The 26817-nt window shown below is 65.3% G+C and carries 24 protein-coding genes; 18 read left to right on the top strand and 6 right to left on the bottom strand.

Annotation, left to right across the window (positions count from 1 at the left end):
• Nucleotides 1–4: 4 nt before the first annotated feature.
• Together K1X74_17585 and K1X74_17580 are read left to right on the top strand one after the other, a co-directional pair.
• Nucleotides 5–1003: an ABC transporter ATP-binding protein gene (locus K1X74_17585; protein ID MBX7168152.1), complete on the top strand. Its 999-nt coding sequence runs from the start codon at nucleotides 5–7 to the stop codon at nucleotides 1001–1003.
• Nucleotides 996–1991 (top strand): ATP-binding cassette domain-containing protein, encoded by a 996-nt coding sequence (locus K1X74_17580; protein MBX7168151.1) that lies wholly within the window; start codon nucleotides 996–998, stop codon nucleotides 1989–1991. The genes K1X74_17585 and K1X74_17580 overlap by 8 nt, the downstream gene beginning before the upstream one ends.
• On the opposite strand, the gene K1X74_17575 is transcribed toward K1X74_17580, so the two are convergent.
• A complete protein-coding gene (locus K1X74_17575) occupies nucleotides 1978–2580 on the bottom strand; it encodes a hypothetical protein (GenBank protein ID MBX7168150.1) in 603 nt (200 codons plus the stop codon). The genes K1X74_17580 and K1X74_17575 overlap by 14 nt on opposite strands.
• A 4-nt stretch (nucleotides 2581–2584) precedes the next feature.
• Complete coding sequence (locus K1X74_17570; protein ID MBX7168149.1) at nucleotides 2585–3907, bottom strand: amidohydrolase; 1323 nt, start codon at nucleotides 3905–3907, stop codon at nucleotides 2585–2587.
• 198 nt (nucleotides 3908–4105) lie between these two features.
• Between K1X74_17570 and K1X74_17565 the strand changes: the two genes are divergently transcribed.
• From K1X74_17565 to K1X74_17520, 10 genes are all read left to right on the top strand, one after another.
• On the top strand, nucleotides 4106–5050 hold the full coding sequence (locus K1X74_17565) for a glycosyltransferase family 2 protein (GenBank protein MBX7168148.1): 945 nt from the start codon (nucleotides 4106–4108) through the stop codon (nucleotides 5048–5050).
• Nucleotides 5047–5652 (top strand): class I SAM-dependent methyltransferase, encoded by a 606-nt coding sequence (locus K1X74_17560; GenBank protein MBX7168147.1) that lies wholly within the window; start codon nucleotides 5047–5049, stop codon nucleotides 5650–5652. The genes K1X74_17565 and K1X74_17560 overlap by 4 nt, the downstream gene beginning before the upstream one ends.
• Complete coding sequence (locus K1X74_17555; GenBank protein ID MBX7168146.1) at nucleotides 5649–6386, top strand: class I SAM-dependent methyltransferase; 738 nt, start codon at nucleotides 5649–5651, stop codon at nucleotides 6384–6386. Before K1X74_17560 ends, K1X74_17555 begins: the two co-directional genes overlap by 4 nt.
• A gap of 11 nt (nucleotides 6387–6397) precedes the next feature.
• Nucleotides 6398–6718, top strand: coding sequence for a hypothetical protein (locus K1X74_17550; protein ID MBX7168145.1), 321 nt, complete (start codon nucleotides 6398–6400; stop codon nucleotides 6716–6718).
• The gene (locus tag K1X74_17545; GenBank protein ID MBX7168144.1) at nucleotides 6715–7524 is read left to right on the top strand and encodes a hypothetical protein; all 810 of its coding nucleotides are present in this window, start codon (nucleotides 6715–6717) and stop codon (nucleotides 7522–7524) included. Before K1X74_17550 ends, K1X74_17545 begins: the two co-directional genes overlap by 4 nt.
• A gap of 51 nt (nucleotides 7525–7575) precedes the next feature.
• Nucleotides 7576–8382: a class I SAM-dependent methyltransferase gene (locus tag K1X74_17540; GenBank protein ID MBX7168143.1), complete on the top strand. Its 807-nt coding sequence runs from the start codon at nucleotides 7576–7578 to the stop codon at nucleotides 8380–8382.
• An 8-nt stretch (nucleotides 8383–8390) separates the two neighbouring features.
• Nucleotides 8391–9395, top strand: coding sequence for a fumarylacetoacetate hydrolase family protein (locus K1X74_17535; GenBank protein MBX7168142.1), 1005 nt, complete (start codon nucleotides 8391–8393; stop codon nucleotides 9393–9395).
• A 14-nt stretch (nucleotides 9396–9409) separates the two neighbouring features.
• A complete protein-coding gene (locus tag K1X74_17530) occupies nucleotides 9410–10441 on the top strand; it encodes a sugar nucleotide-binding protein (protein MBX7168141.1) in 1032 nt (343 codons plus the stop codon).
• 69 nt (nucleotides 10442–10510) lie between these two features.
• Nucleotides 10511–12769, top strand: coding sequence for a protein kinase (locus K1X74_17525; protein MBX7168140.1), 2259 nt, complete (start codon nucleotides 10511–10513; stop codon nucleotides 12767–12769).
• Between the two features lie 123 nt (nucleotides 12770–12892).
• Entirely contained in the window at nucleotides 12893–13075 is a 183-nt protein-coding gene (locus K1X74_17520; GenBank protein ID MBX7168139.1) for a hypothetical protein, read from the top strand.
• 27 nt (nucleotides 13076–13102) lie between these two features.
• Here the strand turns inward: K1X74_17520 and K1X74_17515 are convergent, their stop codons facing one another.
• Nucleotides 13103–13684 (bottom strand): NUDIX hydrolase, encoded by a 582-nt coding sequence (locus tag K1X74_17515; protein MBX7168138.1) that lies wholly within the window; start codon nucleotides 13682–13684, stop codon nucleotides 13103–13105.
• Between the two features lie 39 nt (nucleotides 13685–13723).
• Between K1X74_17515 and K1X74_17510 the strand changes: the two genes are divergently transcribed.
• Together K1X74_17510 and K1X74_17505 are read left to right on the top strand one after the other, a co-directional pair.
• Complete coding sequence (locus tag K1X74_17510) at nucleotides 13724–14749, top strand: hypothetical protein (protein MBX7168137.1); 1026 nt, start codon at nucleotides 13724–13726, stop codon at nucleotides 14747–14749.
• A gap of 206 nt (nucleotides 14750–14955) precedes the next feature.
• On the top strand, nucleotides 14956–16611 hold the full coding sequence (locus K1X74_17505) for an HD-GYP domain-containing protein (protein MBX7168136.1): 1656 nt from the start codon (nucleotides 14956–14958) through the stop codon (nucleotides 16609–16611).
• On the opposite strand, the gene K1X74_17500 is transcribed toward K1X74_17505, so the two are convergent.
• A complete protein-coding gene (locus K1X74_17500) occupies nucleotides 16608–17933 on the bottom strand; it encodes a sulfatase-like hydrolase/transferase (GenBank protein MBX7168135.1) in 1326 nt (441 codons plus the stop codon). The genes K1X74_17505 and K1X74_17500 overlap by 4 nt on opposite strands.
• 383 nt (nucleotides 17934–18316) lie before the next feature.
• Here K1X74_17500 and K1X74_17495 point away from each other — a divergent pair, with 383 nt between their 5' ends.
• Nucleotides 18317–19840, top strand: a complete 1524-nt coding sequence (locus tag K1X74_17495) for a DUF1571 domain-containing protein (protein MBX7168134.1) — start codon at nucleotides 18317–18319, stop codon at nucleotides 19838–19840.
• A gap of 140 nt (nucleotides 19841–19980) precedes the next feature.
• The gene (locus tag K1X74_17490) at nucleotides 19981–20364 is read left to right on the top strand and encodes a hypothetical protein (protein ID MBX7168133.1); all 384 of its coding nucleotides are present in this window, start codon (nucleotides 19981–19983) and stop codon (nucleotides 20362–20364) included.
• A gap of 54 nt (nucleotides 20365–20418) precedes the next feature.
• Here K1X74_17490 and K1X74_17485 read toward each other — a convergent pair whose 3' ends face one another.
• Nucleotides 20419–21720 (bottom strand): MotA/TolQ/ExbB proton channel family protein, encoded by a 1302-nt coding sequence (locus K1X74_17485; GenBank protein ID MBX7168132.1) that lies wholly within the window; start codon nucleotides 21718–21720, stop codon nucleotides 20419–20421.
• 232 nt (nucleotides 21721–21952) lie between these two features.
• On the opposite strand from K1X74_17485, the gene K1X74_17480 reads away from it, so the two are divergent.
• On the top strand, nucleotides 21953–23716 hold the full coding sequence (locus K1X74_17480; protein ID MBX7168131.1) for a hypothetical protein: 1764 nt from the start codon (nucleotides 21953–21955) through the stop codon (nucleotides 23714–23716).
• Nucleotides 23717–23834: 118 nt separating this feature from the next.
• Here the strand turns inward: K1X74_17480 and K1X74_17475 are convergent, their stop codons facing one another.
• Nucleotides 23835–26018 (bottom strand): hypothetical protein, encoded by a 2184-nt coding sequence (locus K1X74_17475; GenBank protein MBX7168130.1) that lies wholly within the window; start codon nucleotides 26016–26018, stop codon nucleotides 23835–23837.
• Here K1X74_17475 and K1X74_17470 point away from each other — a divergent pair.
• Nucleotides 26017–26430: a hypothetical protein gene (locus K1X74_17470; protein ID MBX7168129.1), complete on the top strand. Its 414-nt coding sequence runs from the start codon at nucleotides 26017–26019 to the stop codon at nucleotides 26428–26430. The two genes, K1X74_17475 and K1X74_17470, sit on opposite strands and share 2 nt — an antisense overlap.
• Nucleotides 26431–26817: the final 387 nt, after the last annotated feature.

The raw sequence follows: 26817 nt of genomic DNA, 5'->3' as shown, positions 1-26817 counted from the left end.
CGGTATGCCACCGCTGCTCGAAGTCGAAAACCTGCAGGTGGAGTTTCAGACCGACGACGGCCAGGTGCGCGCCGTCGACGGAGTCTCCTTTGCCATCGAGCCCGGCGAAACGCTGGGTATCGTCGGCGAGTCCGGATCGGGCAAGTCGGTGACCAACCTCGCGCTGCTGGGGCTGATTCCGCAGCCGCCCGGCCGGGTACAGGGCGCCGCGCGTTTTCAGGGGCGCGACTTGCTCAGCCTGGCGCCGCGCGAGCTTGCCGCCGTCCGCGGACGGCGAATCGCCATGGTCTTTCAAGACCCGATGACGTCGCTCAATCCGTTTCTCAGCGTCGCCGACCAGTTGACCGAAATCACCGAGCGCCACCTCGGACACTCGCGCCGCCAGGCCCTGGCCCACGCGATCGAAATGCTTGAACGGGTCGGCATTCCCGCCGCATCCACCCGCGTGCACGACTATCCGCACCAGTTTTCCGGTGGCATGCGTCAACGCGTGATGATCGCCATGGCGCTGGCCTGCGGGCCCGACCTGCTGATCGCCGACGAGCCGACCACCGCGCTCGATGTCACCATCCAGGCGCAAATCCTCGAATTGATGAAGGCTCTACAGCAAGAGCGCGGCACCGCCATCATCCTCATCACGCACGACCTGGGCGTGATCGCGAATGTCTGCCAGCGCGTCAACGTGATGTACGCGGGCCGCTTCGTCGAGGAAGCCAGCGTCGACGAGCTGTTCACGCGCCCACGACATCCATACACGCTGGGGTTGCTCAACTCGGTACCCCGGCTCGATCAACTCGGCCGCGACGATCTGCAACCAATCGTCGGCCAACCGCCCGATCTGGCCCATCTGCCGGCGGGCTGCGCATTCCGGCCGCGCTGCCCGTTTGCAATCGAGACGTGCGCCACGATCGTGCCGCAACTCGTCGCGAGCCCCAACGGCAGCCGTTTTGCCTGCCACGTCGATATCACGGCGCCCACTGCCGCGGGAGCAACGCATGATTAGCACCGCCCCGCCCACGGCCACACGCCCGCTGTTGGAGGTCACCGACCTGCGGGTTCATTTCCCGTTCCGCCGGGGCCCGTTCTTCCGGCGCCGCACGGGAGTGATTCGCGCAGTCGACGGCGTGTCGTTTCGCGTCGAGCCGGGCCAGACCTTGGGCCTCGTCGGCGAATCCGGTTGCGGCAAATCGACCACGGCCCGGGCCATTTTGAACCTCGGGCGGCCGACCTCCGGCACTGTCGTGCTCGACGGCCACTCGATCACGGGTCTGGGCGACGGTGCCATGCTGCCCCATCGTCGCGTGGCCCAGATGATCTTTCAGGACCCGTTTGCTTCGCTCAACCCGCGAATGACCGTCGGCCGCACGATTGCCGAGCCGATGGAGATTTTTCGACTCTATGATCGCCGGCGCCGCGAGCTGGAAGTCTTGCGATTGATGGATCTCGTGGGGCTGAACCCGCGGTTTCTGAATCGCTACCCGCACGAGTTTTCCGGCGGACAGCGGCAGCGGATCGGAATCGCCCGGGCCCTGGCCGTCGAGCCGCGGCTGATCCTGTGCGATGAACCGGTCTCGGCGCTCGACGTCTCGATCCAGGCCCAGGTGATCAACCTGCTCGTCGATCTGCAGCGACGACTGAACCTGGCCTACGTGTTCATCGCACACGACCTGGCCGTGGTACGGCACATCTCCGATCGCGTGGCAGTGATGTACCTGGGGCGGATCGTCGAAGTGGCCGACGCCGACGAGCTCTATCGCAACCCACGGCACCCCTATACGCAGGCCCTGTTGTCGGCCGTGCCGATTCCCGATCCGGCCATCGAGCGGCGCCGTTCGCGGATCGTGCTGCGGGGCGAAGTGCCGTCGCCCGATCGTCACTACCCCGGTTGCCCTTTTGCCGACCGCTGCCCGATCGCCGAAACGCGCTGCACGGTGACGCCACCGCCGCTGGAAGGCACCTCGCACCAGGTAGCGTGTTTCAAGGCGAGCTAACCGACTTGCTCGCCGGACCGAGATAATGCCCTAGGGTCGACCGCAGAGCATCGCGGTGGACCGGCCAGGCGAGATACACGCCGCCGATCCATTCCCAAGGCAGCGGCGCACGCGGAGCGATGAGCCAGACGCCGCGCCGCCCTTCGTACCAGCCGTGGACGTTCGTCCAGCGCAGCCGCCGCACGCGGCCAAAGGCCTCGATCTGCAGGCCTTCGCGGTTGGTCTCGTAGTTGGTCGTGGTCCAATGGCGCGCGGTCGTCAGGGCCACGGCGACAAACGCGACGAGCCCCCAGCCGAGATTTGCCGTGGCGACCGCGACGGCCCCGCCCACGGTCAGGAATACCAGCAACAAAATCAGCGTCGTGCCCGGTTCGTCGCCGGCCGGCCACGTCTGCCAGCGCAGCGGCACCGGCGGCCGGCGCATCTCGACGCTCGAGCCCCGTGCGTGTTTCGTGCCAGGCGACGGGTCTACCAGGTTGGGCGCCGTGTCGGTCGAGCCGTGGGGATCGACCTCGGCGCCGGCCGTCTCGACGATGATGCCCGTCGGAGGCGGTGTTGGACCTGGATGTCGGGCCGAGCTGCCGCGCACGGTGCTAGTTCCCCACCGGCAGCAGATCGAGCACCACCGACGCCATGGCCGTCACGCCCGTTTGCAAGCTCTGCGGCGCATCGGGGTAATACCGCGACGAGTGCAACGACGGCGGCGGCTGTTTCACCCGTTCGTAGCCGGCCAGACGCTGGGCATCGACCGAACCCAGGCGAAACATGCAGATCGGCACGCCCGCTCGGCCGAACTGGCTGAAGTCTTCCCCACCCATCGATTGCTCGGACAGCACGACCTGCTCGTTGCCGAGGGCCCGTTGCAGGCTCGCCGTGACACGTTCGACGAGCTTTTCGTCGTTGAACATGGCGGGCGTCCCTTCGGAAACTTTGATCTCCGGTTCGGGCGCCCCGGCTGCGGCAGCCGTGGCCTGGGCCTTGCGGACAATCGCATCGAGCAAATGCTGCCGCACCTCGTCGGTATAGCTGCGGCAGGTAATCTGCAAGTGGCAGCGATCGCCGATCACGTTGTGCTTCGTGCCGCCGTGAATCGAACCGACCGTCACCACGGCCGGCTGCGTGGGCTCGATTTCGCGACTCACGATCGTTTGCAGATCGAGCACCAGCCGGGCCGCCATGACGATCGGATCGATCGTCGTATGCGGATAGGCACCGTGCCCGCCGCGGCCGACCAGCGTCACATCGACGCTGTCGACATTGGCGAGCGTGTAGCCCGCGCGATAGCCGACCTTGCCGGCGGCCAGCGTCGCATCGACGTGCAAAGCCACGGCCAGGTCCGGTTTGCCGAATCGTTGGAACAGCCCGTCGTCGAGCATTGCCTTGGCCCCGCCGCCGCGTTCTTCGGCCGGCTGGCAAAGGAACAAGGCCGTGCCGCGCCACGCGTCGCGGTGCCCCAGCAGGTAGCGGGCCACGCCGACCAGCGTCGTAACGTGTATGTCGTGCCCGCAGGCGTGCATCACACCCACGTCGCCTCCGTCATCGTCGGTGGCGCGCTGTTTTGAGGCATAGACCAGCCCGGTCTCTTCGGTGACGGGCAGGGCGTCCATGTCGGCGCGAATCAAGAGCGTCGGCCCGTCGCCATTGCGGGCCACGCCCACCACACCGTGCCCGCCGACGCCGGTGGTCACCTCGGCACCCACTTGGCGCAATTCGTCGGCCAGCTTCGCCGCGGTCTGCTCCTCGTGGTACGACAACTCGGGATGTTGATGGAAGTGCTGGTACAGGCTCACCAGCGAATCGAGATTCGCTTTGGTCCAGGCGGCCGGGTCTTCGCCGTACACAGGAGCGGCCAGCATCCAGCCCAATAACGCCGCCACGCCGACTCGGCCAACCGCAACTCGCTTTGCCACGTACATGTCCTCCGGCCTCGCACCGTTCCAATGCGTCCCAGACGTTGCAACCCGTCTAACAGGTCCAGTATCCCTCAAGGCCCGATCCCGCGCAAGTCCCGGGCGTCGGTCCATGCCGGTTGCCGTGATATGATGGAGGCTTGCCGTCCGGTCCGTCATTCGCCGGACCTGCTCTCGTCGCCCGGCCCACTCTCTCGACGCTTCATGAGTCTAGTGATCGACTTGTCGTTCGTGATTCCCGTCTACAACGGGAGCGCCTCGATTGGGCCCCTGGTCGAGCGCATTCACGAAACCTGCCGTGGCCGCAGTTTTGAAGTCGTGCTGGTCAACGACGGTTCGCCCGACGACAGCGAAGCCGTCTGCCGCCGGATCGCCGAGGCGCACCCCGAGACGGTCGTGTTCGTTCACCTCGCGCGGAATTTCGGCGAGCACAGCGCCGTGCTTTGCGGCCTGACCCATGCCCGGGGCGCCTACGTCGGCATCCTCGACGACGATGCCCAACATGCCCCGGACGACATCGTCCGCATGCGCGACGAGGCCGAGCGGCGCGGCTACGACGTGGTCTACGGCCGGTATGCCGTCAAGCAGCACTCCTGGTTTCGCAACCTGGGGAGCGCCTTCAACGACCGGCTGGCCAACGTCATGCTCAAGAAGCCGCCGGACTTGTACCTGTCGAGCTTCAAAGTGCTCAATCGATTCCTGGTCGATGAGATCATCAAATACCAGGGTGCCTTCCCCTACATCGACGGGCTGATTCTGCGCTCGACTCGGAACATCGGCCAATTGACCGTCGAGCACCACGCCCGCGAGCAGGGGCGTTCGAACTATACGCTGCGCAAGCTCGTGGCCTTGTGGCTGAACATGTTCCTCAATTTCAGCATCTTGCCGCTGCGCCTGGCCGCCTTGATCGGCGTTTTGACCGCGGGCGTCAGCGCCTTGCTGCTGCTGGTGATCATTCTCGACAAGCTGTGGATCACGCAGAACCTGACCGTCGGGATTCCCACCGTGCTGGTCACGATCGTGTTCTTCTCCGGCGTGCAACTGTTCATCATGGGGGTCATCGGCGAATATCTCGGCCGGATGTTCCTCGACCTGTCGCGGACTCCGCAATTCGTGGTGCGCTACGTTAAGCGCGGCAGCTCGCCATGAAGAGCGGCGCGTTTTACAACCTGATTCAGGAAGGCTTTTCGCGCGGCTATCAACTGCTCACCGGCGGCGACCCCTACCCACTCCGCGACCTGCTGTTGCGGCGCTATGCGCAGCGCCCTCCCGGCAAGATCCTCGACGTCGGCTGCGGCAGCGGCTGCTTTGCCTTCTCGGGCCATGACTACACGGGCGTCGATCCGAATCCCAAGTACGTGGCCTATTGCCAGGCCGAACGTCCCGGCACGTTTGCGCAGATGCCGGGCGATCGGCTCGAATTTGCCGACGCCACGTTCGATACGGTGCTGTGCTTCAGCGTCGGCCATCATGTCGACGACGCGACGCTCGACCGCATCCTGACCGAAATCGGCCGCGTGCTGCGCCCCAGCGGCAGGCTCTACTTTGCCGACCCGATCCGCCCGATCAATCCCTGGCGGCCGGTCGCCTGGTCGTTGGAATGGCTCGACGAGGGGAACCATTTTCGCGACGAACAGCAGTATCGCGAGGCGCTCGAGCGCCACTATCACATCGCGGCCCGCGAGGAACTCGTCGACCAGTTTTTTCGCACCGTGTTTTACGATTGCACCCCGCGGCCCAGGCCGACGTGAACACCGCCGAATACGCCACGATGTATCGCGTCGAGGACCGGCACTGGTGGTATCGCCAGTTGCGCCGCGTGTTGTTCTTCCATCTGGACCGCTACCTGCCCGGCTGGCGTACCGAGCCGATTCTCGACGCCGGGTGTGGTACGGGCCGCAACCTGGCCGAACTCGGCAATCCGCTGCAACACGTCGGCGTCGATCTTTCGCCCGACGCCTTGGAATTCTGCCGGCAGCGCGGGTTGACCAACGTCCGACAGGCCGACGTCGCCCAGTTGCCCTTTGACGATGGCTCGTTTGCCGCCGTGGTTTCGACGAGCGTGCTCTACCATCAATGGGTGCCCGACCCGGGCCGCGTGCTCGACGAGTTCCGCCGGGTGTTGCGCACCGGCGGATCGATCTTTCTGGAGTTGCCGGCGTTCGAGTTCCTCGCGAGCCCCCATGACGAGGCCGTGATGACGGCTCGGCGTTTCACGCGCGGCTCGGCGCGGCGGCTGATCGAGGCGCACGGTTTTCGCCTGCGCCGGGCCACTTATTGGAATACGCTGTTGTTCCCGCTGGCGGTCGCGGCGCGGACTTTACGGCTGTCGCGCGGGGGCCGCGACTTCGAGGCCTTCGAACACGGCGAACCGTGGACCAACCGGGTATTCGACGCCATCATGCGGGCGGAATTCGCCCTGCTCAAACGCTTCGATCTGCCGTTTGGCGTCTCGCTCGCGCTGGTGGCCGAGCGCCGGGATTGACTTGCCCGATCATGCATCCACCGTCGCCGCGCCAGTTCACGATGTTCCGCTTGCTGGCCGGGGTCACGCTGGCCGCGGCCATGCTCGGCGCCATCCGCGCGGCGGCAGTGGCCGGCATGCTTGAACTGCTCGCGGTGCTGGCTTCGTTCGTCCTTTTGTCGGCGTGTGGATTCTTCGGTACCGTGTACCTGGTCGCGCCCTTCGATCCTGAGTTGACGTCGGCTCATCGCCAGCACATCCGCCGCATCGCTCTGCGCTGGCTGGTGGCGCTGCTGCTCATGCAGGCCGCGATCTTTCAAATCGCCTTGCTCTTCGGACGTCCCGGCCCATGAACCAGCTTGACACCTGGTTGCAGCGCGCAGCCGAGCTCGTCCGTAACGCGCAGGAAATCGTCGTGTTCACCGGCGCCGGCATGTCGGCCGAATCCGGCATTCCAACTTTCCGCGACGCCGGTGGCCTGTGGGAGGAATTCCCTCCGGAGCAGTTTGCCACCTTCGCCGGGCTGCTGCGCACCGCCTCGACGCGTCCCCGGGAGTTTGTCCGATTCCTCGCGACGGCCCTGGCCCCGATCGCGGCTGCCGAGCCGCATGCCGGCTACCGCGCGCTGGTGCAACTCGAAAAACACTCGTCGGTTACGATCGTCACCCAGAATATCGATGGCCTGCACCAGGAGGCAGGCAGTTGGCAAGTCCATGAAATCCACGGCTCGCTGCTGGAAATCACCACTCGCAAGGGACAGTTCGTCAAGCGCCTGACCCGGAAGGAGCTGCGCGGGATTGTCGCCGCGTTGCAAACGGCGCTCGACAGCTCGCTGGCGTTGCCACGCTCACTGCTGGCGCTGCGCAAGCTGATCGGGGCCAACGTGCGAGGCATCTACCGTCCCAACGTGGTACTCTTTGGCGAAGCCATGGCTGAACCGGCCTGGTCGCACGCGCTCGCCGCGGTCCGCGAATGCGACCTGCTGCTGATCGTCGGCACCTCGGGCGAGGTCTGGCCCGCGGCGTCACTGCCGCAAGAGGCGCGCGCCCACGGCGCGCCGATCATCACGATCGACCCGGACGCCGCCAGGGGCGACGTCGTGCTGCGCGGCACGGCCGCGACGATTCTTCCTCGGCTGCTGAGTCTGGCCGGCGTCTGAATCGGCTACATTCAGCGCTCGGCAACATCTCTATGCGAGTGCTTTCCAGCGATGCCTCGGCGCCACTTGTTCGAATTTACCGACCTGCCTTGGTTTCCGAGATTCCTGCGCGACGCGATGACCGGCTACCTCGAGGTCTGCTATCGCCGCGTGCTCCAATTGCCGCCCGAGTGGACCGACAAGATCGTGTCCGCGGTCGAGGCCACGGGCGAAACGAACGTCCTCGATTTGTGCTCCGGCGCCGGCGGACCGATGCTCGTCCTCGTGCCTGGTTTGCGTCAGCGGCTGGGCCCGGAGTTTCAGATCGTGCTCAGCGATTTGTTTCCGAATGCCGAGGCCCAGGCACACCTCGCCAACTCGCCAGAAAACGGCGTACGCTACGAGCCCCGGCCGATCGACGCCCGCCATTGGCGCGACAACCCGCCCGGCGTGCGGACCATAGTCGGGGGATTTCATCACTTCCGGCCGGAGCCGGCGCGCCAAATCCTGGCGGCGGCCGTACAGCAGCGCCGTGCCATCTGTGTGTTCGAGGTTGCCGAGCACTCCTGGGTGGGCGTGTTGAGCAGCTTGACGATCCCGATTATGGTTTTGTTGCTCACGCCGCTGGTGCGACCGCTGCGGTGGCCGGCGCTGGTCTTCACCTACCTGGTGCCGATCCTGCCGCTGTTGATCACCTGGGACGGATTCGTCTCGCAGTTGCGCACCTACACGCCTGAGGAAATGCGCCGATTGGTCCAGTCGCTCGGCACGACCGACTACCACTGGGACCTGGGCACAATCAAGGTTCAGAAGGCACCGATCAAGTTCCCGTACCTGGTCGGCTGGCCGGGAAAACCGTCGGAAACTCCAACCCGTTGAGTCAAGCCATGCGACTTTGCCGTTTTCGCCGTGCTGGTTCCGCGGACGACGCTGCCGCTCGATCCGTTGAGATTGGCTTCTACGACGAGCGACAGATCGTGCCGCTGATCGCCGCGGCCGAGGTTCATGCCGACGCCACGCATGGCAAGCTCGCGTTGCCGAAAGGTGCCGAGCAGAGCGACTTGCTCGCCTATCTGCTTCCGGACGGTTCGGGCCGCGCGTTGGCACGGAAAGTGGCCGCCTGGGTCGAGCACAACGCCGACACCGTTACCAAGGGTCTGGGGATACCGACCGCCGAAGTCGAGCTGCTCACGCCGATTCCTCGGCCGAACAAGCTGTTCCTACTGGCCGGCAACTACGCCGATCACATCAAGGAAGGGGGCGGCACCGCCACCGAGCGCGCGCAGACGTTTCCTTATTTCTTCATGAAGCCGCCGTCGACGACCCTGACCGATCCGGGCAAGCCGGTGCAGATTCCGAGCATCTCGCCGGCCACGATCGATTGGGAATTGGAGCTGGGCGTCGTGATCGGCCGGAAGTGCAAGGCCGTCAAAGAGGCCGAAGCGCTCGAGTACGTGGCCGGTTACACCGTGTTCAACGACATTTCGAACCGCAAGTTCCGCCCGAATCCCGGCCGCGTGACGCGGGAAAAAGATGCCTTCTTCGACTGGCTGCACGGCAAGTGGTTCGACGGCTTTTGCCCGTGCGGCCCCTGTGTCACTTCGGCCGACGCGATCGGCGATCCCCAGGCGCTGGCGATGAAGCTCACCTTGAACGGCGACGTAAGACAAAACGCCACGACTGGCCAGATGATCTTTCCCGTCGCGGCGCTGATCGAGTTCATTTCGAGCATCTGCACGCTCGAGCCGGGCGATATGATTTCGACGGGCACCCCCAGCGGCGTCGGCAACGCGACGGGCACCTATCTCAAGCCCGGCGACGTGCTCGAAGCCACGATCGACAAGATCGGCACGCTGCGCACGCCGATGATCGCCGAGGAGCCGCGCGCGTGATCTCCCCGGGAGGCGTGCCGCTGGGCTGCGCGCCGGTTGCGCCGCCGCCGCTCCCGCTGTTGATCACCGGCGTAGCCGGGGTCGCCGGGTACAACGCCTTTCACTATTTCCAACAACTCTATCCCGGCCAGGTGATCGGCATCCGCCAGCGAGAAAACTGGCGGCTGGCCGGGCCGGGCATCGTCGCCTGCGACGCCGAGGACGAGGCCGGTGTCGCGGAGCTGTTCGACAAACATCGGTTCGCCGCGGTGCTCGATTGCGCCGGTAATTGTGCGCTGAAGCCCTGCGAGCTCAATCCCGACATGGCGTGGCGGATCAATGTCGCGGGCGTGAGGAACTTGCTCGAGGCCCTGGCGCGGTGGCCGGCGAGGTTGGTGCACCTGTCGATCGACCTGGTGTATTCCGGCACCCGCGGCGGCAGCCACGTCGAGAGCGACTGGACCGATCCGGTAACGGTCTATGGCCACACGATGGCGGCCGCCGAGGAGCTGATTCGCGCGGCAGACCCGACGGCCTGCATCCTGCGCATTTCGCTGCCGATGGGCATCAGCTTCAACGGCCATGCCGGGGCGATCGATTGGATTCAATCGCGTTTCAAGCACGGACGCCCGGCGACGCTGTATTTCGACGAGGTCCGCACGCCGACGTACACGGACTGCATGAACGAGCTGTTCGCCGAAGTCCTGGCGCGGCCCAATCTTGGCGGCCTGTTCCATGCCGGTGGCCCCCGGCGGCTGAGCCTGTACGAGATCGCCCAGATCGTCAACCGCGTCGGCGGCTACGACCCGCGGCTGCTGCAGGGCATTCCGCGGCGCGAAGCCGGGCCGATCCCTCCCCGGGCCGGCGACGTCTCGCTCGACTCGACCAAGCTAGCACGCACGCTGGGGCGCGATCCCTTCGACCCCTGGCCGTGGGGCCCAAGCTGGGTCCCCACGCATCTCCAGTGGCACTTCGAACGCGCGTCCGGTGAACCGGGTTCGAAGCAATTGTTGGCCCAATGGCTGTACCGCAATCCGCGCCGCTGGCAGCTTGCAACCGACGGCTGATCTTGCCCTCGCCCCACGGCATCGGATAGCACACCCTGGCTGTCATTTTCGCCAGGGGAATCGATCACCGTGCGCACGGCTGCGCCCGCCGAACTCGTTGCGCTGTTGGAGGAGCTCGGCCTGGCCGAACGTCCGGCGTTTGCCGCCGTGCGCGGCCGCGTGCGTCGGTTTCCGCGCGAGCTGGCCGCCTTCGACGCCCCGTGGATTGACGCCCTGCAGCGGGCCGGAACATTAACGCCCTGGCAAGCCGCTGAATTGCATGCAGGGCGAGGGCGAACGCTGGCGTTGGGGCCATTCCATCTATTGGCGCCGCTGCCCTGCGCCTACTGGGCCCGCGTCTATTGTGCCCGCCACCGCGATTCGCATCGGGCGGTGAGATTGGTCGTCTGTCCTTGCCCGGAATCGGCCCGCGACGAGCTGTTAGCAAAGTTTTCGCGGCAGATCGCCTCGGCGGCGCTGGTCGAAGATCCGCGCCTGACATTGCCCTATGAAGCGGGTTGGGAACACGGCCAGGTGTGGATTGCGCAGCCGTTGGGAACCGGCGAACCGGCGGCCTTGCGTGTCGCGCATCGCGGACGGTTCGGCCCGCCGGTGGTTCACGAACTCGCGCGGCAAATGACCGCCGCACTTGCAGAGCTGGCTCGGCACGACTTGGTCCACGGCGATCTCTCGGCGTTTACGCTGCTGCTGGAGTCCGAGAGCGATTCGATCACGCTGTGCGACGGGCTGATTCGCCCTGTCGCGCGTCCGTACGAAGGTTTTGATCGGCTCGACGTTCCGGCCGAGGCCCTCGACTACCTCGCCCCCCAGCGTGCCACTGATGCGGCCCCTTGCTCGCCGTCCACTGATCTCTATGCCTGCGGTCTGCTCTGGTGGCATCTGCTGGCTGGCCGGCCACCGCTGGCGGCAGGTAGTTCGCTGGGCAAACTTCAAGCGGCCGCGGTCCCGCGCGTTCCCGACATTCGGCGCATCGCGCCGGACACCCCCCGGCCACTCAGCGAGGCGATTCGCGCCTGCCTCCAACCCCGGCCCGAACGGCGACCCGGCAGTTTTGCCGAGCTCGGCGCATTATTGGGCGGCACTTCCGCGCCGGCACGTCGTCGCGCCACTGCATCGCGGCCGAGTCCAGCACACCGGCGATCGCGTGTTTCGAGCTACGCGGCGCCACTGCTGGCCACGGCGGCGGCCGTGCTGGTCTTGGCCGCCACAGCGACCGTCGCCTGGCCGCGTATCGCGAGGCACGCGCGCTCGCATGCCGCAACCCAGGCGGTCACACCTTTTGCTGCGCCCCCGACCGCCGCTGGGCCCACGAAGCCCTCAGCGGTTCAACCCGCTTCGCATCACCCGGACCCAGACACGATTCGGATCGATGGCACCGTCGTGCGTCTGCCGGGCAATCAGCGCATTGGCCTGGAGCGATTAAAACTGCGCACGGGCCAGACGGTCCGTCCCCCCGACGGCCAGCGTACGACCCTGGTCGTCGGGCCCAACGGCCTGGCGATCGACGGGGATCGATTGCAATTCGAGGACATCGACTTTGTTCACCGTCGATCGGGCGGGCAGGCATCGGCGGCGGCCCTACTTCGGCTGCGCGCCGGAACTGCCACGTTCGTCCATTGCACGTTCGATGGCACCGCTTCGTCGACGGCCTTATCGCCGGCGATCAACTGGCAGATTGCGGCCACGCCCGGCGACGAATTGAGCACCGCAAGACTGGAGCTGCGCGATTGCGTCCTGCGACACTTGCGCACGGGGGTCGACGTTGCTCACGGCCAGGCCACATCATTACGGCTGCTCAACTGCCTGATCCTGGGCCCGGGCGCAGTCGTCCGGCTCGGCCAGGCTCCGTCCGCCGACGCGCCGGTCCGCATCGCACTGGAGCAAGCAACCGTCCGCGACGCGGCGGGGCTGATCGAGATGCACGCGCGAGTACAGGCAAGCAGCGTCGGCTCTCTGGTGATCGACGCCAGCGACTCGGTCTTTGCGCCGCCCGCCGGGAGTGCTTTGCTGACCTTTCAAGACCCGCCCGACGAAGGCTGGCTGCAATCGATCGCCTGGCGCGGACAGGGTTCGGTGGTCCTGCCGGGAGTGATGTTCGCGGCCGGGCTGGATCGAACCGGCGTACTTCGTCCTGTAGCTGAAGAGGGCTTAAGCGTCGCCGGGCTGGTGCGCGGCGCGGTGGAATTCGCTGGACCGGCGAAATCCAACCCCGCGGCATCCGAAATCGTGCGCTGGCAGGTCCCTTTGATCGCCGATCACCCGCCGGGCATCGATGCGCAACGCCTTCACGACACAACGGGCCCGGTCACAATGGCCGAACGCCCCTAGTCGATTTCCTACCGCCGACCTGTTTGACCTTGGCCGTTTTGTGACCTAGGGTTCTGTTGGGTCGCCAAATCGGCACTCGTCTTCCTAGCAATTCTGCACCGTCGTCGCGGCCAGGTGACTGGTATGAAAACCACCGTCCTCCGCTTCCTGCAAGCCGACGAAGCTGCCACCGCGGTTGAATATGCCGTGATGCTCGCCATGATCCTGATTTCCGTGATCGCGGCGATCGGCCTGGTCGGCATGCAAACCGGCGGCATGTGGGGCAATATCGACGGCGAGCTCGACACCCACGGCTTCGGTGCGTAGTCGCGTTCGCCCCGCGAGACGTCCGGCTCAACCCCCTTGGGCCAATCGCTGTCCGCGTTCGTAAAGCAACAGCGCGGTGAGCGTTTTTGCGTCTTGAATTTCGCCCCGCGCTACCAGGTCCCAGACTTCCGGCCAGCGGAGCACCTGGCGCTCGATGTCCTCGCCGGCCTCGGTGCGGGCCTCGCCCTCGGCCAAATCCTCGGCGACGAACAGATACATCCGCTCGGTCAGGATGCCCGGCGAGACGTAGAATTCGGCCAAGGGCTGCCAGCGTGCCGCCCGATAGCCCGTCTCTTCGAGGAGTTCCCGTTGCGCGGTGACCAGCGGCTCCTCGCCCGGTTCCCGCGTGCCGGCAGGAATTTCCCAGAGCTGCTGATCGACCGAAATCCGGTAATTGCGGATCAGGCACACCCGCTGGTCGTCGACCAGCGGCAGAATCGCCACCGCGCCCGGATGGACGACGGTTTCGCGCTGATAGAAGCGTCCCCTCCGATCGGTGGCCTGCCGGCGCACGACCCGAAATCTCGGCGTCGACAGGAGTTCTTCGTCTGCTGGCACGGCCTTTCCTCTGCACGCTTCGTTGTTCGCCTGCAACCTCACTGCTAACATAACGAGTAGGATTTCGTCCGGCCAATCGTCGACAATGCCATGCGCGACGTACTCAGTTGGAGCTTGAGCCTTGGTCGCTGGGCCGGATTGGGCTTGCGGATCCATGTCTCGTTTTTGCTCTTTGCGGTGCTCGCTCTCTACCTGAGCAGCCGCGATCCCCAGCGAGACCTGGTCCTGTACGCACTCTCGGCGCTAGGGGTCTTGCTGCTCAGCGTCTTGTTGCACGAGTTGGCCCATGCGGTCGCCGCGCGCAGGCTCGGCGGCCGCGCCGACCAAATCATTCTCTGGCCCCTGGGCGGGCTGAGCTGGATTACGGTACCCGTCTTGCCGCAGCTTGAGTTGCTGATGTGGCTAGCCGGCCCTGTGGCGAACCTGACGATCTGCGTGGTGCTGTTGCCGGGCGTCTTTTTTGCACAGTTGAGCCCGGCCACGGTCTTAAACCCGTTGAGCCCGCCGGTGCCGGTCGGCTCCCTCACAGGCCCGGACATTCTGGCATTGGTGTTCTGGATCAACTGGACGCTGCTGATCGCCAATTGTCTGCCGGCGGCTCCGCTCGACGGGGGTCGGGTGTTGCGCGAGTTGCTCCGGCCCAAGTTGGGCTATCGATCGGCCGTACTGGTGGTCACGCGCGTCGCCCAGGTCACGGCCGTCTCGATGGGTGTGCTGGGGGTGCTGCTGCACGAGCGGTATCAATTCGCCTGGTTGCCGTTGGTGTTGTGCGGGATCTTCCTGTTCTTCAGCGCCAAGCAGGAGTTCGAGCGCTACCGCGAGCGTGACAGCGACGACAACGCCTTCGGCTACGATTTTTCACAGGGCTATACGAGCCTCGAACGCTCGTTCGAGCCGCCGGCGCGGGCCAAGGGACCGGGACCGATTCGCGCCTGGCTCGAACGCCGCCGCGACGAGCAGCAGCGCCGCCGTCGCGAACTGGAAGCGCTCGAGGATCGCCGGGTCGACGACATCCTCGCGCGGCTTTCCGAGACCGGCATGGACGCGCTGTCGCCCGACGATCGGGCCTTGCTCAACCGCGCCAGCAAGCGCTATCGCAATCGCGCCGGCCGTTAAAGCCGGTACGACACCAACGGGTCGCTCCCGCCCTGTTCGCGGGCAATCCTTCCAACCGTCGTGAACAGCACGGCAGGTCCTAAGAAACCGTGCTCATTGCATCATCCAGTTGCTCGTTCCGTGCCCTCAGGCACATTGCGTAGTACGTTTCTATTGCGTTGGGGCGCGGTATCGAGAGGTACTTAGCAAGGTACGGTTCACGAGAAATGGCCTCCACCGTCGACATCCTTGACGAGGACATGACGCTCGAGCGTGCCGAAGCGTCCATCCACGATCGCGCTGCTGAAGTCGCCAGCGCCCTGCGGCAATCGCTGAAGACCAAGGTCGTCGTCTGCGATGGCGTCACCGGGGAACCGCTTGTCAATCGCCACCGCGGGCGGATCGCCGAGCTGGCTCCCTTGATCCAAGAAGTGGCCTCGCGCCATAAGAACGAATTCATCTGGGAGGACGAGCCGGCGCTGCTGATTGCGATTCCGCTGGCCGAGCGCCATCGGGCACCGCTGGTGGCGGTTGCGCCGTTCCTCACCTCCGAGGTTCGCGCGAACCATAGTTTGGCCGCGCTCGGCGAAATGCTGGGCTGGTCGCCGGAAGAACTGACCGCCTGGTCGAACGAACAGGCGCCGGTGCAGGCTGCGGCCATCTTGCGGATCGTGGAGCTGGCCGTCGGACAATGGGCCGCGCATGAGCAGATCGCAGCCCTGCGGCGCGAGTCGGCCTCGCTATCCCATCAAATCGCCGCCACCTACGAAGAAATCAGCTTCATCTACCGGCTCACGCATCGCCTGAAGATCTCGGCCAACGACGAAGAACTCGGACGCCAGGTGCTCGAGTGGCTCGGCGCGGTCATTCCTGCACGCGGCTTTGCCCTGCAGTTCATGCGGCCGCTCGATCCCGATTCGCCGCAATACACGCCCGAGGACCCCCCGGCGTTTATCTCCAGCGGCCATTGCCCCTGCGACGCCGAGCAATTCGCGCGGCTCGTCGCCCGCCTCGACCTCGGCAAGACGAATCGGCCCTTCGTGGCCAACGGCGCGCGGGCAGCGGAGCTGAGTGTCGACGGCATCGAGTTGCAGTCGCTGATCGTCGCCCCGCTAACCGAGGGCGACTTGTCGTTCGGCTACCTGGCCGCCTTCAACCATCATGACGATGGCGAGCTGGGCACTGTCGAAGCCAATCTGCTGGGCTCGATCGCCACGATCCTCGGCATCCACTCGAGCAACACCGAGCTGTACCGACAGCAGGCCGAGCTCATGGCCGGGATCGTGCGCGCGTTGACCTCGGCGATCGACGCCAAGGACCCGTACACGCACGGCCATAGCGACCGCGTGGCGCGAGTGGCGGTCCGCTTGGGACGCGAATTGGGCTGCGACGCCCAGACCCTCAAGACAATCTACCTCGGCGGCCTGTTGCACGACATCGGCAAAATCGGCATCAGCGACGCCGTGCTGGCCAAGCCCGGCAAGCTCAGCCCGGAAGAGTACGAGCACATCAAAACGCACGTGGAGATCGGCTACAACATCCTCGTCGACCTCCGCAAGCTGGGGCAGATCCTGCCCATCGTCCGTCATCACCACGAGGCGTTCGACGGCACGGGCTATCCCGACGCGCTGCCGGCACACAACATTCCGTGGTTGGCACGAATCGTCGCGCTGGCCGATGCCTTTGACGCGATGGGCAGCGACCGCCCATACCGCAAAGGCATGCCCGAAACGCAGCTCGACTCGGTACTGCGTTCCGGCCGCGGGAAGCAGTGGGATCCCGACGTGGTCGATGCCTTCTTCCGCATCCGCGACGAAATGCGCGCCATTGCCCAAGACACGACCGATCCGATCGGCCCGTTGCCGCTGCCGCATTTCGGCTAGTCGGCCCGCCGTCCCGGCCACCAGGCATCGAGCCGTTGCCGGAGCTCGGCCACTTCGCGGGGAAGCTGCTCCGCGAGATTGGTCTCCTCGCGCGGATCGGCTTCCACGTCGTACAGCTCGACTTTGGCCGCCGGTTCATTGACGGCATCGGGCACGATTAGCTTGCGCCGCCCTTGAACGATCCAGCGAAAGCGTAGATTCTCCGCAGGATCGTCGAGCGACTGGGCGGTGTGTAGCAGCACCTCGCCGAAGATCGCGTCGCGCCGTTCGACGGCGGCCGCGTCGAGCAGATCGACGCCTGAGCAGCCCGCCGAGGGCATCACACCCGTCGCTGCGGCAATCGTCGGCAGGACGTCGAGCGAACTGACCGGCTGCGTCACCCGGCGGGGCGCCGCCCGGCCGGGGAACCGCACCACGATCGGCGTCCGCAAACCGCCTTCATAAGGCGATTGCTTCGAGCGCGGGGCATAGCGGTCCGCAGCGGGATCTTGAATCCAGCCGTTATCCGCCAGGTAGATCACGAGCGTGCGCTCGGCCTCGCTGTGCCGTGCGACCAGGTTCAGCAGCTCGCCACAGGTCTCGTCGAACCGCGTAATGTTGGCCCAATAGCGTGCCACTTGCTCGCTCGGGGCGGCCTCGCGGTACGATTCGACCAGCTCGGCCCGGGCGTCATGCGGCTGGTGCGGCAGCATCGGCGCATACCAGAGAAAAAAGGGCTTGTCCGTGGCATCGGTAGCATCGAGAAACTCGGCAATTGGCGCCAGTGTCGAACGCCCGATGGCGAGCCCCGCGTCGCCATGGCGGCCGCCGCGTGCTTCGTCGCCGTGGGTCATGCCCTGAGTAAAGCCCCCGACCCGGTAGCCCCCCTGCCACCATTTGCCCGTCTGCAGGCTTTCATATCCCAGGGGTGCCAGCAGCCGCGGGATCGTTGGCAAGCGCTCGATTGCCGCGTTGAGAACCGCCCTGCCACGCACGAATGCCGCCGAGCGCTGACGCTGCCGATCGGCGGCAGCGGTGCCCGGGGGCGGGTCGTTGCAAACGATGCCGTGTTCGTGTGGGTACAGTCCGGTCAGGATCGACGCCAGGCTCGGAGCGCAGAGCGAAGCCGGGACATAGCCGCGCTCATAGACCAGGCTTTCCGCGGCCAGCCGATCGAGCTGGGGGGTGCGAATGTGCGGATGCCCCATGAAGCCGTAGTCTGCCCAGTGGTGGTCATCGGCAATGATCAGCACCACGTTGGGCAGGCGGTCTTCGGCACGGAGTTTGCCCTTTGTCGTGGCACTAACAGCCAGCACCCCGATAAGCCCGTAGAAGCTGACCATCCATGCCGGATTTCCTGCTCGAATCGACTGCATCTTCCACATTTTGCCCGGTTGTAACGCTGGGTCGTACCAACTTGAGACGGCAGCGCCGCGAATACGCTACACTTCCAATGGCTTCGGCCGTGGGACGTGTGCCCTCGGCTAAGACTCGTCTCCACCACCTTGCGGAATTAGTTCTGGCGCCGTTCGGCGCCGGCACCGCAACGAGGCTCGCTCAGCAAATGTGTCTGCCGCGCCAGGCTCGCCACAGCCGCCGGGCGTTGCGCACCTGCGCAACGGTTCTCAACGCTTCGTTGCTGCTAGGGGTGATCGTAAGCTGCGTATCGAGCGCAAGCCAGGCGCGGGCAGCAGAGTCTGCCGCGCGGCCCGACGCGAGCATCGGGGTGCCGCCCGGCGATTTGCACCCGCAGGCGGGCGAACATCCGCTCGCTCCGCTGGTTCGCTGGGGACGCGAAAGCCTTCCGGCGCTGCGCTCGATCCAGGACTACACCAGCACCTTCGTCAAACGCGAACGGATCGACGGCCGCCTGGGCCAGCACGAGTATTTCGAGCTCAAGGTCCGCCAGCAACCCTTCAGCGTCTACGTCGGCAAATTGGGCCGCGACCAGCAGAAGACCCAGGAGTCGATCTACGTCGAGGGGGCCAATCGGGGCATGATGTGGGTCCACAGCGAACGCTACCGCTACTTGGGTACGTTGTCGCTGTATCCGGACTCGCCGCGCGTGATGCGCGAAAGCCGGCACCCGGTCACCAGCGCCGGCATCGTCAACCTGGTCGAACAATTGACCACGCTCGGCGAGGCTGAGATCAAGGCGGGCCCCTGCGACGTGCAGGTCATCGAAGATACGAAGATCAACGGCCGTCCGTGCCTGTGCGTCGTGGCCCGGCACGACGAGCAACGTCCGGGTGTAAGGTTTCACCTGGTTCGCGTGTTCATCGACCGCGAATTGAACGTGCCCGTGCGCTATGAATCGTATTGGTTTCCCGCACAGCCCGGCGGCAAGCCGGCGCTGCTCGAGGAATACACCTATCTGAACTTGCAGTTCAACCAACAACTTTCCGGCGCAGCCTTCGATATCGCCAACGGGGCCTATCGCTTCCCGCCGCTTGAGGATCAGCCGGTCGTCGCGCAAACGCAAGGCGACCGCGAGCCGGCTGCCAAACGTCGCGCCTTCAAGACGGTCGGCGACGGCCATCCTTTGCGCCCGGTGTTGGCCTTGCTCGAACAGGCCGACGACGAGTTGCAAGCGATCGGCCAGTACGAATGTCTGCTGACGATGCGCCAATCGCGGGACGGGCGTCTGCAGCCCTACCAACACCTGCTGATCAAGCAGCGGTTGGCCCCCGAGGGGCTCTACATGCGATTCCTGGGCCCTGGCGAGCCGCGCGGGCGTGAGGTCCTGGCAGCCGCGGGCAAGTTCGACGAACAGTTGCTGCTCGGCGAAGACGGCGCGACCGTGTCGTCGCCCAAGCGCGTCGCCCCGGGCAGCGCCGAAGCACGCGAGGGTCTGCGTCGCCCCATCAACGAATTGACGATGTCGGCCATCGTCCGTTCGTTCCGTGAGCAATGCGAACGCGAAACCCGATTTGGCGAGTGCAACGTCTACTACCTCGAAGAGGTGCTGCTGGACAAGCGGCCCTGCATGTGCGTGGTGGTGACCCACCCCATGGCGCGAAAGAGCTTCCGCTTCAACGAGCTGCGGTTCTACTTCGACCGGGACCACAACCTGCTGACGCGCGTCCAGGCCTACGATTGGCCGCGCTCAACCGGCCAATTGCCGCAGCTCGTCGAGGAATACAACTTCCGCAACGTGCAGCGGCAGCCGGAGCTGATCGACCTCGACTTCGACCCGGCCAACCCCGAGTACGGCTTCAGCCGCACGCCGCGGCTGGGAAAGCTGGACTAACCAGGAAATCTCGGGGCCCACTCAGACTTGGAGCTTGAAAGTTTTCTGCGATCGCCAGGCTGGCGTAACAATCGGGACGGACCCTACGCTTGCAGAGATAGCTACGACCGTCACCCCAGACCCTAGTGAGAGCAAGACCCATGCGTACCCTGATTCTGATCGCCGCCGCCCTGGTCGCCGTAGGTTGCCTGACGAGCCCAGCCTCGGCTCAAGTCGCCGTTTATCGCGGGCCCTATGTGACCTATAGCCCCGTGACGGCGGCTCCGGTCCCGACCGTGAGCTACTACGCCCCGGTGCCGACGACGACGTATTACGCCCCCACGACGTCCTACTACGCACCGACGACGACCTACTACGCACCGACGACTTCGTACGTGGCCCCCGCGCCGGTCCCGACGGTGAGCTACTACGCCCCGACACCGACGGTCACCTATTTGCCTGGCGTCTATCCGGTGCGCTACGGCGTGTTCGGCATGCGGCGCGCGTACATGCCCGGCTACGTGCCGGTCGTGTCTGGCTGGTGAACCGCGAGCGCAGCGACCAACCCGATCGATGCTCGAGGCAAGGAGACGCGACGTTCAAGCCGCGTTCTTCTTGCTTCGCGTCGTTGGTGGCGCGGCCGAGTTGCGATAGGGCGCGGTCATCAGGTGGATCGCAGCGGTCAGGCTGTGCATTGCCTCTTCCAACTGATTGGATTCGCGCAAGACACGTAGATTGTCGGCCAACGTGGCTTGCAGTTCGGTCATCCGGCCGTCGTTGCGGCTCAACTCGACCAACGAATCGGTCAGCCTTGCCAGGCCGTCGCGAACCTCGGCCAATTGCCGCGCCGCGATCAGCGACTGGGCCTGCTGTTCGTCGCGCCGTTGTTCGACGGCCGCCAACAGTTGCGCGAGCCGCGCTTCGCTGGCCGTCTCGCGGGCCTCGAGCTGTTCCTGCAGACGCGCGTGCGACTGTTCCCAAAGCTCATGTTGCTGCTGCAGGCGTTGTTCGGCCTGCTGCTGCCAGGCGGTCAGGGCCCGGGTCATCGCGGCCTGTTGCTGCTGGCTAAGATCGCCGATCGTCGCAAACAGCGCCTTTCCGGTCGCGTTGAGCGAATCGAGATAGGGGGCCATGCTGGCGTCGGCCACCTCGAACCGGTGAAGCAATTCTTCCTCGACCAGTCGATCGACTGCCCGGACCTGTTCGCGCTCGGCGCGTTCGCACAGGAACAGCACCAACATCGTCGCGATCGAACAGGCGATGGCGGCCGTCGTCGTGTTGAAGGCCGTACCCATCTGGCCCACCACGCTCGAGAGCTGTTCGTTGATCTTGTCGAACGAGATGCCCGACAAGGCCGTGCCGAAGTGCACCACGGTGCCCAAGAAACCCAACACCGGCATCACCCAGCAGACCAGCCGCGCCAGGCCGTAATGGGCATGGGTGCGATCTTCGTCCTCGTCGGCCAGGCTGCGCAAATACTGATCGAAGTCGGCGGCCGATCGCTTGTCGGCCACGAATTTCAGTGCCCGTGAAAGCCGCTGTCCCATCCGCGATTCCAGCAGCCAGGAGGGCTGCGATTGCACGGTCTCGAGCAGCGCGGCGGCTTCGCTCGCGGGCCGCAAGCCTTGCCGCGCCGGCAGCCAATCGTGGCGCAAGGCCATGTGCTCGCGCGGCAGATTGAGCGCGCGCAACAGCAGGTCGGCCAGGCCCCAGATGAAGAAGCCGACCACGACGTACTCGACGGCATGTTCGGTCGTATAGCGATACAACACCGTGTGGCGCAACGGCTCGCGCTCGACCGCCACATAAAAAGCCACGGTCAGGCCTGCCGCCAGGATCATCGACAGATCGAACGGCAGCTTGCGCGACGGCTTGCGTTGAGTTACCTGCGGCTCGTCCATGAGTCACCCTTGCTTCGCGGCGAAACACCACACCTTCGAAACGCGGCCGCTCCACCATGCCCCGCGGGGGGCCGGCGCGCAGCGGGACCAAGAAGGTCGATCGGGCGAGGCTTATAGCGTCGTTTCGCCGACGGCGGCAATCCCAAAGGTCGCTCTTCGCTGGCACTCCTAGCTGCTTGCAGTAAAGTAGGCCGACCGCGGGCCATTCGTACCCACGCTCCTGAACGCCTCGATGCCGAAGCAGCCCAAGCCCAACAAGACCGCCGCCAGGCAACCGGTCGCCGCCGTGCCTGTAGCAGCGCCGGTCGATCGGCGGCGCACCGCGCTGCTCGTCTGCGGCATCGTCGGCCTCGGCGTCGCGGTCATGCTGCTCGTCCACAGCCACTATTGGTCGGCCGGGCCCTTCTTCGACGATTTCGACCATCGCGGCATGTTGCGCGAGGTCGACGCGGGCGAGCGCACGCTGCCCGAATTCTTGTTTCAGCTCCACAACGAGCATTTCTTGCCGGCGTGGAAGCTTTGGTATTTCGGCATGTGGCGCTTGTCTCGCCATGATTTCACCGTCTGGCACATCGCCATGTCGTTGGCCCACCTGGTCTCGGGCCTCTGCCTGTTCGTCGTGTTGCGGCACTACCTGCAACATCCCGTCGCGGCCGGCGTAGGCACCTGCTTGTGGCTGGTGGCCGCCATCGGCGGCTTCGAGAACCCGCTGCTTTGGATCGGCGCCTCGCACCTGTCGATGGCTCTGGCCTGGGTGCTCGCCGCCGCGGCCTGCGTCACGCGATTGAATCGACCGCGCGCCGCGTTGGCATTGGCTGCGATGGTCGCCTGCATGGCGTTGGCCGTGCTCACGATGGGCACGACCTGGTTGATGCTGCTGGCCTTGCCGGTCCAGGTCGTGCTGCTCGAGCGGCCGGCATCCCGGACCGCGGCAGCGCCCAACCGCTGGCGGGTCTGGGTGGGAACTTGGCTCGCGACATTCGTCGCCTTGGGGGCCTGGACATTGCCCATGGCGGCGCACACCGCGGGCGCGGATGCCGCGCGACGCGACCCGGCGGCTCTGGTCGAGGCCCTGGCCCGTGCGTGTGCCAATCTCGAATTGGCCTGGTCGCGCCTCTTAATCGGCTATCGCTCGGTGCCCGACTTCGCGCGGTTGGCAACCGAGGTCGCCATCGTGTCGTTCGTCTTGGTCGGGGCCTTGATCGTCTTGCGTGCGTCCTGGCGGCGGCTGCTGGCCGGCTTTGTCCTGGTGTTTCCGTTTGTCGTGCTCTGCCAGCTCGCGCGACTGAGTTTTCCATGGCAGAGCGTGCTCGATTGGGGCCGCTACAACTATCTGCCGACGCTGCTGGGATGCATCGTGGCCGCCGAAATTTGCGAGGCCTTGTTGCGGCGGTTTCAAGGGACGGGCCGCTACGTGCTCGCCCTGGCAATCACTTTGACACTGACGGTCGCGACCATCAGGCAACTCGAGCTGGCCCGCGACAGCTCCGAGTTGTTCAACACCATCGAGCAGCGGATCAAATCCGAGGTCCACAGCCGCCGCGCGGCGATGCAGCGCTTGACCGAACAAGCCCGCCGACAGGGACGTCCGGTCCGCATGCTCGAGTTCCCGCTTGCCTGGCCCTACCTGCCCTATCTGTCGACGTTGGTCGACCGACTCGAGGACGAAGTGGAAGGCAACGTGCAGGTCTCCATCGCGCGCGCCTACACCGCGGACGATCTGGCGTATGCCCGCCAGACGCTCGGAGCCCTCCAGGGCGATCCGGTCGTCGATCAATGGGCCCAATTCTTGGACAAGACGGCCGCCGCGGCTCAATCGCTGCGCGCCCGCGCTGCCGCGACGGGACCGCCGGCCACGGTGCCCAACGGCACGATCGCCTATTCCCCGACGGCGTCGTTGAGCGTCGAAGAGTTCCTGGCCATTCACTACCCTGGCGGTCTGCCGGGCCTGAAAGTCGTGCATCGCACCGCGGTCACCCAAGGATCGGCGCCCTGACGCTCGCCATCCACCCGCTGAAGATGGTATTCACGACGCGTGAATACCCAATGGCATGTTTTGTGCACAGAGCAGGCCCAAGCCGGTCGTGTCAGGCGGTTGCACGGCGGGTCGCCGTTCATTCGCCAGCTACGCGCTTCCCATCGACGATCCTCGTGGCCAGCTCGATCGACTCGGCAGCGGGGTCGATCAGATACATCCACGTCTCTAGCTTGTCTCCTCGTCGAGCTGCCCTGCCACCTTGGGCCTGTCGTGGCGAGGCGTACACGATCAGCACCAGCTTGTCCCGCAGCGCTACCAGTTGTGCCGGCACACTGACTGGATCGTTCGGCAGCGGCAAGTCTGTTCCCAAATCAACCATCTTCGTCACCGCGCCGTTAGCGTTCATTTGGACCAGCTCGGCCGATCCGTGCCGGCCGAATCTGTCTCGATCCACGCCATAGATCATGTCGTCATGCTCGCTGTAGGCGATGGCCGCGTAGTCGTGGTTGTCCAATTCGCAAATCACCGACCACTTCTTCGTCTCGATCGAGTATTCGTACAAATAACCCGCGCCTCCGAAGGTGGCGATGAGCACACGTTTACGTTTGCGGTCGTAAGTGATGCCGTTTGGCCAACTCAACTTGGGCGCGTCGAAGCCCATGTCCAGGACTTTGGCGTTTGCCAGGGCTGCATCGATCTCGACACAGTCGTGTGACGAGAGCCCGAAATACGCTTGAGCTTCTGCCACACGGGTGAGCCGAACGACCCGTTGCGGCAGTGGCTTGAGCGACTCGGCGATCGGCCCCTGGAGAGTGAATTCACCGTACGAGGCACCAAAGGCAATGGGCCCCGGCTGGGTAAAACGCAGGGCGAAGAATCGCTCCTTCGCCAACGCATCCTGCGGGTTCTTGGCCGCGTCTTCCTCGGGTTGATCAGCCGGGGGTGCTGCGTCTGCCGGCGCCGCGGCAGCCATGATCGCATTCAACGCCTCTTTGGAAGTTGGGCTGACGCAGGCATATCGCGCCGTCAGCGTCACTCGATGCGCCGCAGGTTCGATGAAGTAGATGCGCGATTCCAGCTTGTCGGGCCAAAGCGCGCTGGGCAGGCTGGCTGCAATCCAAGCGACTCCGCCTTCGACCACGACCAATTGATCATGGCGTTCCACAGGACCACCGCCGTCGGGCCTGCCCATCCCGTCGCCGCTCTGGATCAAAGGCAGCGTGCTTAGCACGGCTCCGGCCGCGTTTCGTTCCGCGAAAGTGAGGAGCCGACCCTCCCCTCCCAAGGATTCTTGGATCGTGTAGAGCTTGCCAGCCGCCGGGTCGAAGGCCGCTGCGCCAAATGCCGGGACCGAATTCAATTTGCGTTGCGTCCACTTCATGGACTTACCGTCGTACGTTCCCCAGGCCAATTGGTCCTGTGTAAACAGTACGTTGAGCTGGTCCGCCGCCGGGTCAAACCACATCGTGTGATACCTGGGCGATGCGGTATCGGCCATCTTGCCGAGCGGCTCCCCATGCTTCAGTTCCAGATCGAATTTCAGCAGCCCTTCACGGTTCAAGACAAAGACCGCGTTGGCGTCCTTGGCCAACAGCGCCTGCTCGCTGCCGTCGGGCAAGCGCTGCGCCTTTTTCCAATCAGGCCCTGCCAGTGTGAACTCGCAAAGCCAGGGATACGGCGGCAAATGACGCTCAATAGGAGCACCCCCTTGCGGCACGACGTGCACGGCGGAAAAGCGCAGTCCCGCGCGACCGGCGGGCATTGTCGGCACAGGGAACTCCGGCTTCAGACGCGGGTCGTCGTCGACCTTGTCGGCCACGAACGGCTTGTCAAGATCGGCTCGATATCCTCCGTGGAAACTCGAAATCGGTAACCCGGTGACACGCGGAAGCGCCGCCGCAAGGACGCGAAACTCGTCGCTGGCGACAGCGTAACAATAACCCAGTCGCTCACCAGCAGTGTTCGCCGAGCCAGCCACGGCCTCGGCTGCCGGAGTGACCGGGACCTCTTCCGGCTTGACCTCGGCGGCTTGCTGGTCGTAGCCGGCAAGAATGACTCGCTCGAGCGTCGTTGCCGGCGTGGCTTCGATGTTCCATAGCACCCGCTCGTATGCGCAACAATACAGGATTACGCGTTTCCCGGGTCGATCGACGCGGACGGCGGCACGGCCGCCATGAATCGTCGTGCCAGTTTTCGTGTCCCCTTCGTAGACCCCTACGACGTGCAATTCACGATCGTCGCCCACGGCCACGCGCGACAAGAACCACACAACAACGAGCGCGGGCGACATGAAACAGCAAGTGCGTCGAAATGTAGACATGCGGCTCCCCCTTTTGGTCGATGCCGACGCGATCACCAACCCGGCGACCTCGACGCTACATCTGCAGACATACCCCCACAAGCCCCTGCCCCGCCGCAAGAAACTAGGCCCGCCAGGATTCGAACCCAATTCGCCAAGCGATTGCGGCGCAAGCTACTTACAACAATCGCCCTCGGCGAGCGCTGCGGAATCCGACGTAAACGGCGCACGGGCGGTGCAGCCTGGCGACAATCAACCGGCGGCGGATCGGCCCTTGCGGAGCGAAGTGCTGGCGTTGTGCCTTCGTCAGGCACCCGATGATGCGGTGAACCTGGCCATCGTGTTCGAGCTGTGGCCCAAGCTGCCGGCGGCTGCGCGGCGCGACATACTCGACCGGGCTAATGCCTCTGTGCCCACACGGCCGGATCGGTGACGGCCAGGGTCCTTCCGCGCCGCGGACCTGCGGGCGCTCGCCGTGACATCGCGGGGGTTTTGTCCGTGCGCGGGCCAAATCTCGAGAGTAAGTAAACGCGCACGCCTCGTCCCCTCGCGCAAGACGACGACGAACCCGCGATTTCACCCTGTAGGCCAGCCCGGCGCTAACGCGGATCATCTGAGGCGGGACCCTGATGCAACGCCGATTGCATGCCATGCGCCTGGATTGCGCCTTTTGCAGGGCCCCGGTGGGCGGCACCCCCGGGGAAGGACCCGAAGCGCTCGCGGCCGGGCCCTGGGGGGAGGGCGGTCGAATAGCTACGACCGCATGAGCGGAGACCGCCTCCCCGGCGCGCACATTTGCCCGCGGGTTTTTGGTTTTTGC

The sequence above is a fragment of the Pirellulales bacterium genome (assembly GCA_019694435.1).
In the GTDB taxonomy this organism is placed as follows: Bacteria; Planctomycetota; Planctomycetia; order Pirellulales; family JAEUIK01; genus JAIBBZ01.
This window is presented reverse-complemented; position numbering and strand designations above follow the sequence as displayed.